Annotated in this window: 6 protein-coding genes and 1 tRNA gene; 1 reads left to right on the top strand and 6 read right to left on the bottom strand. The window is 61.6% G+C overall.

All coding sequences use genetic code 11. From position 1 onward, the window contains the following. The 5 genes from EPO09_RS20465 to EPO09_RS20445 form a co-directional block, all read right to left on the bottom strand. Positions 1-449 (bottom strand): ATP-dependent Clp protease proteolytic subunit (locus EPO09_RS20465; RefSeq protein WP_290646137.1); only part of this gene is annotated, 449 nt, incomplete at its 3' end. 280 nt (positions 450-729) lie between these two features. Beyond that, positions 730-2,064, bottom strand: a complete 1,335-nt coding sequence (gene tig / locus EPO09_RS20460) for a trigger factor (protein WP_290646135.1) — start codon at positions 2,062-2,064, stop codon at positions 730-732. 35 nt (positions 2,065-2,099) lie between these two features. Next, positions 2,100-2,186: transfer RNA gene (locus tag EPO09_RS20455), tRNA-Leu, on the bottom strand. Between the two features lie 148 nt (positions 2,187-2,334). After that, positions 2,335-5,478 carry an efflux RND transporter permease subunit gene (locus tag EPO09_RS20450; protein WP_290646133.1) on the bottom strand — a complete coding sequence of 1,048 codons (3,144 nt, stop codon included), beginning with the start codon at positions 5,476-5,478 and terminating at the stop codon, positions 2,335-2,337. A 17-nt stretch (positions 5,479-5,495) separates the two neighbouring features. Continuing rightward, positions 5,496-6,641 (bottom strand): efflux RND transporter periplasmic adaptor subunit, encoded by a 1,146-nt coding sequence (locus tag EPO09_RS20445; RefSeq protein ID WP_290646131.1) that lies wholly within the window; start codon positions 6,639-6,641, stop codon positions 5,496-5,498. A gap of 172 nt (positions 6,642-6,813) precedes the next feature. On the opposite strand from EPO09_RS20445, the gene EPO09_RS20440 reads away from it, so the two are divergent. Then, positions 6,814-7,689, top strand: a complete 876-nt coding sequence (locus tag EPO09_RS20440) for a squalene/phytoene synthase family protein (RefSeq protein WP_290646129.1) — start codon at positions 6,814-6,816, stop codon at positions 7,687-7,689. 9 nt (positions 7,690-7,698) lie between these two features. On the opposite strand, the gene EPO09_RS20435 is transcribed toward EPO09_RS20440, so the two are convergent. Next, on the bottom strand, positions 7,699-8,132 hold a 434-nt coding region (locus EPO09_RS20435), incomplete at its 5' end, for a TIGR03790 family protein (protein WP_290646127.1).

Below are 8,132 nucleotides of genomic sequence, written 5' to 3'. Positions count from 1 at the left end.
TCGCGGGCGTGGATTTCGATGTCCGTGGCCTGCCCCTGTGTACCACCCAGAGGCTGGTGGATCATGATCTTGGAATTAGGCAGCGCGAAACGCTTGCCCTTGGTGCCAGCTGACAGCAGGAAGGCGCCCATGGAGGCGGCCATGCCCATGCACAGTGTAGACACGTCCGGCTTGATGAAGTTCATCGTGTCGAAGATCGACATGCCCGCGCTCACGCTGCCACCAGGCGAATTGATGTAGAACGAAATGTCCTTGTCGGGGTTCTCGCTCTCCAGGAACAACATCTGCGCCACAACCAGGTTGGCGGTCGCATCGTTCACTGGGCCGACCAGAAAGATCACGCGCTCGCGCAGGAGGCGGCTGTAGATGTCGTAGGCGCGCTCGCCACGACCCGATTGCTCAATGACCATGGGCACCATGCCCAGGTTTTGAATGTCCAGTGCGCTCATGTGCTTCCTTCAACAGCAGCCCCTCGTCATGAGGGGCCACAAATGTGTGTGTGTAAAAAGATTATGACTTGCGAAAAGCCCGGGTCGAACGCCGGAAAAAGCGCACGACTACCTTGATCGTCTTTCCGTTGTTTGCAAGCACAGACACGGTCGCACAAAACAAAAGCACCTGCCCTCACTCGGGATTGCAGGTGCTTTTTTTGAGGGTTTCCCAGGCTGACGACCGGCATTCACCGGCCAATGTCAGCCCTCAGGCGCCCTTTTCTATCCGATCAGGCGATCAGGCAGCGGCTTGCTGGCCTTGACCCTGGCCCATCAGTTCCTCAAAGCTCAGAGCCTTGTCGGTCACCTTGGCCTTGGACATGACGAAGTCAGCCACATTGCCTTCGATCACGACGGCTTCCACTTCAGCCATGCGCTGACGGTCGCTCATGTACCAGGCCACCACTTGGGCGGGCTGCTCGTAGCTCTGTGCCAGCTCTTGAATGTGAGCTTGCAGTTGCTCGGGCTTGGCGGCCAGGTTGTTACCCTTGACCAGTTCAGCCACGGTCAGGCCCAGACGCACGCGGCGTTCGGCTTGGGGCTTGAACATTTCGGCAGGGATCGGGGCCTTGTCGGCGTCCTTGATGCCACGTGCCTTCAGGTCTTCGCGGGCGCCTTGCACCAGACGGTCAGACTCGGCGGCCACCAGCGACTGGGGCAGATCGAAATCAACCAGCTTCAGGATGGCTTCCATCACGGCAGCCTTGTTACGGGCGGCCACGCGGAACTTCACTTCGCGGTCCAGATTGCGCTTGATGTCAGCGCGCAGGGCTTCCAGCGAACCGTCAGCCAGGCCCAGGCCCTTGATGAACTCGTCGTTCAGTTCGGGCAGGTTCTGGGCTTCCACCTTCTTGACGGTCACGAGGAAGTCAGCTTCCTTGCCGGCCACGTCCTTGCCGTGGTAGTCCTCGGGGAAGGCCAGCGGGAAGGTCTTGGAGTCGCCGGTCTTCATGCCGCGCACAGCCTTTTCAAAGGCCTCGAGCATCTGGCCTTCGCCAACCAGGAACTGGAAGCCTTCAGCCTTGCCGCCGTCAAATGGCACGCCGTCGATCTTGCCTTCGAAGTCGATGGTCACGCGGTCGCCGTCAGCAGCGCCTTCGGCAGCTGGACGCTGGGCGAAAGTGCGACGTTGCTTGCGCAGGATTTCGATCGTGCGGTCGATGGCGGCGTCATCGACTTCAGCCGTCACGCGCTCGACTTCAGCGGTGGACAGGTCACCGATGGTCACGTCGGGATAGACCTCGAACGTGGCATCGAATTGCAGTTGACCTTCAACCGGGCCACCTTCCTTTTCGGAGATGCTGGGTTGACCGGCAACGCGCAGGTTAGCTTCTTGAGCAGCTTGAGCAAAGGCTTCGCCCAGCTTGTCGTTGACCACTTCGTACTGCACGGAATAGCCGTAGCGCTGGGCCACGACGTTCATCGGCACCTTGCCGGGACGGAAGCCGTCGGCCTTGACGGTGCGAGCCAGCTTCTTGAGGCGGGCATCGACTTCCGATTGCAGAACTTCAGCAGGCAGCGACAGCGTGATGCGGCGCGCCAGCTTGTCGAGGGTCTCCACGTTGATCGCCATGATGTGATCTCTCAGTAAGGAATAAGAATTGAGTCTGGTGCGCGGGGGGGGACTCGAACCCCCACACCATTGCTGGCGTCAGGACCTAAACCTGGTGCGTCTACCAATTTCGCCACCCGCGCATGAACTCTGAAAAGCCCGGCCACTGGTCGCACCTGCGAAGCGGCTCACTGAATGGAACTGTCTCACGCAGGCCCGCCCGGCACCCGGACTGGCTAATTTGGTCTGAACCGCCGATTCTAGCGCGGCTCAGACCCTGTTTTTCGGGGTTCAGGCCACACCGGTATCCCGGCGAACCCTGAACCAGGCAGCGTACATCGCCGGCAAGGCCAGCAAAGTGAGCAAGGTGGCCACGATCAGGCCGCCCATGATGGCCACGGCCATCGGGCCCCAGAAAGCGCTGCGGCTCAGCGGGATCATGGCCAGCACGGCGGCGGCGGCGGTCAGCACGATCGGGCGGAAACGGCGCACGGCCGCCCCGACGATGGCATCCCAGGCCGGCACGCCCCGGGCGCGATCCTGCTCGATCTGGTCGATCAGGATCACCGAGTTGCGCATGATCATGCCCATCAGGGCAATCACGCCCAGCATGGCGACGAAACCGAAGGGGCGACCAGACGCCAGCAAGGCCATGGCCACACCCGCAATGCCCATCGGGCCAGTCAAGAAGACCAGCATGGCACGGGAGAAGCTCTGCAACTGCAGCATTAGCAGCGTGAAGATGATGAACAGCATGGCCGGCACATTGGCAAAAATCGAGCCCTGCCCCTTCGAGCTTTCTTCAGCCGTACCCGCCAACTGCACGTGATAACCCACGGGCATCTTGGCCTCCAGCGCCTTCATCTGGGGCCACAGCGCCTGGCTGACCGTCGGGCCCTGGATGCCATCACGCACATCGCCTTGAACCGTGATGGCGAAATGGCGACCTTCACGCCACAGCACGCCTGGCTCCCAGACCAGCTTGGGCTTGGCCACCTGCAACACGGGCACCATGCGGCCGGAAGCCGTGGGCACGTAGGCGTTGTCCAGCGCGCCCAGTGTCTGGCGCTCGGATTGAGGCGAGCGCAGCGCGATCTCGATCAGGCGATCGCCCTCGCGGTACTGGCCGATGGTCGTGCCGGATGTCAGCACCTGGCTGGCCTGCGCGATGGATTGCGTGGTGACACCCAGCGCGCGCGCCTTGTCCTGGTCCACCGACAAACGGATCGACTTGATGGATTCGTTCCAGTTGTCATTGACGCCGCGCATGTCCGCGTTGGCTCGCATCAGATCCTTGGCTTCTTCAGCCCAGTGGCGCAACGCCGTCACGTCTTCACCCACGATGCGGAACTGCACGGGATAGGGCACGGGCGGGCCATTGGGCAGCAGCTTGACGCGGGCACGCACTTCGGGGAACTCGGTGGCCAGGATCGCCGGCAGCTTGTGGCGCAGCTTCTCGCGCATCGACGCATCTTCCGGCAGCACCACGATCTGGCTGACGTTGCTCTGCGGGAAGATCTGATCCATCGGCAGGTAGAAACGCGGCAGGCCCGAACCGATCCACGAGCTCACGGTTTTCACGCCTGGCTCTTTCATCATCCGGGACTCAAAGCGGCGAGCGGCAGCCTCGGTGGCATCAAAGCTGGTGCCTTCCGGCAGCCACAGGTCCACGATGATTTCGGGGCGGCTTGAATCCGGGAAGAACTGCTGCTGCACCTTGCCCATGCCGACAAAGCCCAAGAACAAGGCGCTCAAGGTGATGGCAATGGTGATCCAGCGGTGCCCCACGCACCAGTTCACCAGCGCCTTGAAGCGCGTGTAGAACGGGGTATCGTACAGATCGACCGCATCACCCGCCTGAACCTTGGGCTTGGTGCGCAGCAACCACTGCCCCAGGTAAGGCACGAAATACACGGACACGATCCAGGAGATGAGCAGCGCCGCTGCCGTCACGGCAAAGATGGCGTAGGTGTACTCACCCACCGACGAGTTGGCCATGCCGATCGGCAGGAAGCCAGCCGCCGTGATCAGGGTGCCCGTCAGCATGGGCATGGCCGTGATCTCGTAAGCCGCCGTGGCCGCACTCATCTTGTCGTAGCCCTCTTCGAGCTTGTGCACCATCATCTCGACGGCGATGATGGCGTCGTCCACCAGCAGGCCCAGCGCAATGATGAGCGCACCCAGCGAAATCTTGTGCAGGCCCACCCCCCACAGATCCATGATCAGAAAGGTCACGGCCAGCACCAGCGGAATGGTGATGCCCACGACCAGACCAGGCCACACGTCCAGGCGCAATGGCTTGGTGTGCAAGCCCAGGCTCAGGAAGCTCACGGCCAGCACGACCACAACGGCCTCGACCAACGCATGCACGAACTCACCGACAGAGGACGTCACCGCCTTGGGCTGGTTCTGAATCTGGTCCAGTTCGATGCCGACCGGCAAGTCCGCCTTGATGCGCTCGGTGGCTTCCGTCAGGCTCTTGCCCAGTTGGATAATGTCGCCGCCCTTGGCCATCGAAATGCCCATGGCGATCACGGCCTTGCCTTGATGGCGCACCTTGGTCACAGGTGGGTCTTCATAACCACGGCGGATGGTGGCGATATCGCCCAGCCTGAAAGTGCGCGCTTGCCCGGTAGCCTGGTTGACCAGGCGAAGGGGCATCTGGCGGATCTGCTCGACGTTCTGGAAAGCGCCGTTCACGCGCATCTGGATATTGCTGCGATCGCCGTTGTAGACGCCTGCGCCTTCGATGCCGTTCTGGGCATTGAGTTGCGCGATGACCTGCTGGAGATCAAGCCCCAGTTGAGCCAGCTTGAACTGCGGGATCTCCAGGAAGATTTTTTCAGCCTGGACACCAAACAACTCCACCTTGGCCACGCCCGGCACGCGCAAGAGATCCGAGCGCGCCCGGTCGGCAAACTGGCGCAACTCCTCTTGCGAGAAGCCATCGGCAGACACCGCGTAGATCGAGCCGTACACATCGCCGAACTCGTCGTTGAAGAAGGGCCCGATCACTCCTTGCGGCAAGGTGTAGCGCATGTCGCCCACCTTCTTGCGCACCTGGTACCAGAGGTTGGGAATCTCTTTGGGCGGCGAAGAGTCCTTGACCATGAACATGGTGAAGGATTCACCGGGCTTGGTGTAGGACTGGATCTTGTCCGCGTACGGCACTTCCTGCAGCGTGCGCTCGATCTTGTCGGTCACCTGCTCGGCCATCTGCTGGGCGGTCGTGCCGGGCCAGTAGGACCGCACGACCATGATGCGAAAGGCAAAGGGCGGATCTTCATCTTGCCCCAACTGGAAATAGGCGGCCAGGCCCAGCAGCATCAGCACGACCATCAGGTAGCGCGTCAGTGCGGGGTGCTCCAGCGCCCAACGGGAAATGTTGAAACGCTTTCCCTGCGCCTCGTTCGAGGAATCTGGCTTGTGACTCAAGACTCGCTCCTCGCCGATCAGGGCTTCACCGCCGGGCTGGTGCCCGAAGCGGCCGCATCAGCCGCGCCAGCTTGATAGCGGCGCACCTTCTGACCGGGATTGAGCGCATGCACGCCAGCGGTCACGATCTCCTGCCCGGCATTCAGGCCTTTGGCCACCAGCACCACATTGCCAGTGATGTCACCTGTGATGACAGGCTGCGGCTTGACCGTCATGGTCTTATCGTCCAGCACCCAGACGATGGACTTGCCATCACGTTCGGCCAAGGCGTACAGCGGGATGCGCAGTCCGCCACTCACGCGCACGGGCGTGTTGAAAGCCACGCTGGCCGACTGGCCTAGCTCAAAGCCAGCCTTGCCGACATCCGCCTTGGCCAGGAAAGTACGCGTCACCGGATCGGCCGCGGCAGCGACTTCACGCACTGTCGCCGGCACCCATTCGCTCGTGCCCCAGCGGCGCACCTTGATCGCATCCTTCTTGCCCACCAGACCACGCACCGCCTGCCCCAGATCCTCCGGCACGGCAAACACGGCGTCGCGCGGGCCATCATGAGCCAGCGTCAGCACTGGCATGCCGGCATTGACCACCTGGCCGGGCTCCATGTCTACGGACGTGATCACGCCAGCCGCGTCAGCCACCAGGGCCGCATAACTGGTTTGATTGCTTTGAACACCTGCCTGGGCCCGTGCCTGACGCAAGCTGGCCTCCGCCGTGCGGGCCATGGTGTTGTGGCGCTCCAGTTCAGCCTCGCTGATGAAGCCTTGCGACTTCAACTCGGTAAAGCGCTTGAGATCAGAGGCGGCCTGTGTGGCATTGGCCTCGGCAGCCGCCAACCCTGCCCGTGCGGCGTCTTGCTGCAGCCTCAGATCCTGAGGATCCAGTTGCCCCAGTACCTGCCCTGATCGAACCGATTGCCCCAACTCAACCAGACGCCGAGCAACCTTGCCCGGCACGCGAAAACCCAGACGCGACTCCGTGCGTGCACGGATATCGGCGGAATACTCACGCTCCAGCACACCACCCGTCTCCGAGATCAGCAAGGTACGAACCGCACGCTCAGGCGTGGGCGCGGGGGCTTCCTTGCTACAGCCAGCCAAGGCCAGAAACAGGGCAGACGAGATCAAAGCCATGACCGCAGGCGCGCGGCGCGCATTCAATTTCATAGGGCGATATGTGTGAAATCAATGGGTGATGCGCGGTCATTCGACTACAGGGAAACGCCCGGCATCAGGCGATGACAGAATAACTGACTCGCGGGTCAGTAATGTAGGCAAGGACTTCCTGATCTGTCAATTCAGCTATTGAGACAATACGGACTGTGTCTCGCCAAATGTCATGAACTCATCCAGCCCGCATACTTCCCCTGACGTGTTCCCAGGAACAGGCAGCAGCCTCTACTACGCCTTGGCTACGGCACCTGCTTCACGGCGTCAAGCCTTGCAGTCATGGGTGCAATGGTGGCACGAGACCGCCCAGATTCCGTTCAAAATCCAGGATCCGGGCGTGGCAGAAACGAAACTACGCTGGTGGTTGCAGGAAATAAGCGACGCCTCACAAGGCCAGGCGCACCATCCTTTGATCAAGGCACTGACGCAAGCCACGGCATCAACACCCGCCATCCAGTTGCCAGCCTGGCCGTTGTGGGCGAGCCAGATCGAGGGCCTGATCACCTTGATCAATCAGACCAGATGGCTGGATGACGCCAGTCTGCAGCGGCACATGCGACAAACCACAGGGGCAGCCACAGAGGGCGCAGCCATCCTGCTGGGCGCAAGCAGCGATGCCGCGAGACAGGCCGCACATCAACTCGGCTGGGGACTGCGTCAAGCCCATCAATTGACACGCATAGGGCAGGATGCCCGGGCCGGCTGGATCCAGGTCGCCATCGATGTGCTACAGGCCCATGATGTACGTGCACATCAGTTGAGCAAACCTGATGCCGACTCCCAGCCAGACGGCTGGCCCAAGCTGCTGGCCCATCTGCACACACAGGCAGCAGCACACCTTCATCAAGGGCTACAAGCTTGTCGCGCCCTCCCCTCAACAGATCGGGCCGCGCTGAAGCCGCTGATCGTGCTGAGCCATATCTACTTGCACTTGATCGATCAAGTTGCCAGCCGAGGAGATCGGGTTCTGCACGAACGAATCGTGCTGACCCCGCTCAGAAAGTGGTGGATCGCCCAACGTGTGCGCTGGGGCCTGCTGCGCTGACTGCCCCCATCAATGCGCGAAAGGGGCAGCCAGAGGTTCGCCCACAAACAAACCCTGCTGAGGCCACATCACGCTTTTCCAGTACGCCTCCAGGGCCGTCGCACCTTGTACGTAGAACAGCAGCAAAACCTGGGGATGCGGAAATTTTTGTGGATGCGCACACGGCTCGCTCGTCGTGCCATAGCTGGCCGTTGCGCCTGCATCAATCCACGACAGCACGGACATCTGACCATGCGCATCGTCCAACATGCCGCCAAACGATGTCAGGTGATCCGCCAGCGCACCGGGCACAAAACTCACCGTATCGAGCCCCTCGATGCGCTCGCGTCCCGTCATGTACAGCAGCACACGATCGACGTGGCGCAAAGCATCCGTCTGATCCAGCAGAACATTGATGCCGACCTTAGGTTGCGGCCCAGCCGGTGGATACAACCACTGGCGCA

Origin of the sequence: Aquabacterium sp. (genome assembly GCF_004297345.1) — a bacterium.
In the GTDB taxonomy this organism is placed as follows: domain Bacteria; phylum Pseudomonadota; class Gammaproteobacteria; order Burkholderiales; family Burkholderiaceae_C; genus Aquabacterium.
This window is presented reverse-complemented; position numbering and strand designations above follow the sequence as displayed.

What these genes read in the sequence shown, in the direction of transcription:
- EPO09_RS20445 (WP_290646131.1), bottom strand. Translation starts at nt 6,641, where the DNA reads ATGAAATTGAATGCGCGCCGCGCGCCTGCGGTCATGGCTTTGATCTCG.
- tig (WP_290646135.1), bottom strand. Translation starts at nt 2,064, where the DNA reads ATGGCGATCAACGTGGAGACCCTCGACAAGCTGGCGCGCCGCATCACG.
- EPO09_RS20440 (WP_290646129.1), top strand. Translation starts at nt 6,814, where the DNA reads ATGAACTCATCCAGCCCGCATACTTCCCCTGACGTGTTCCCAGGAACA.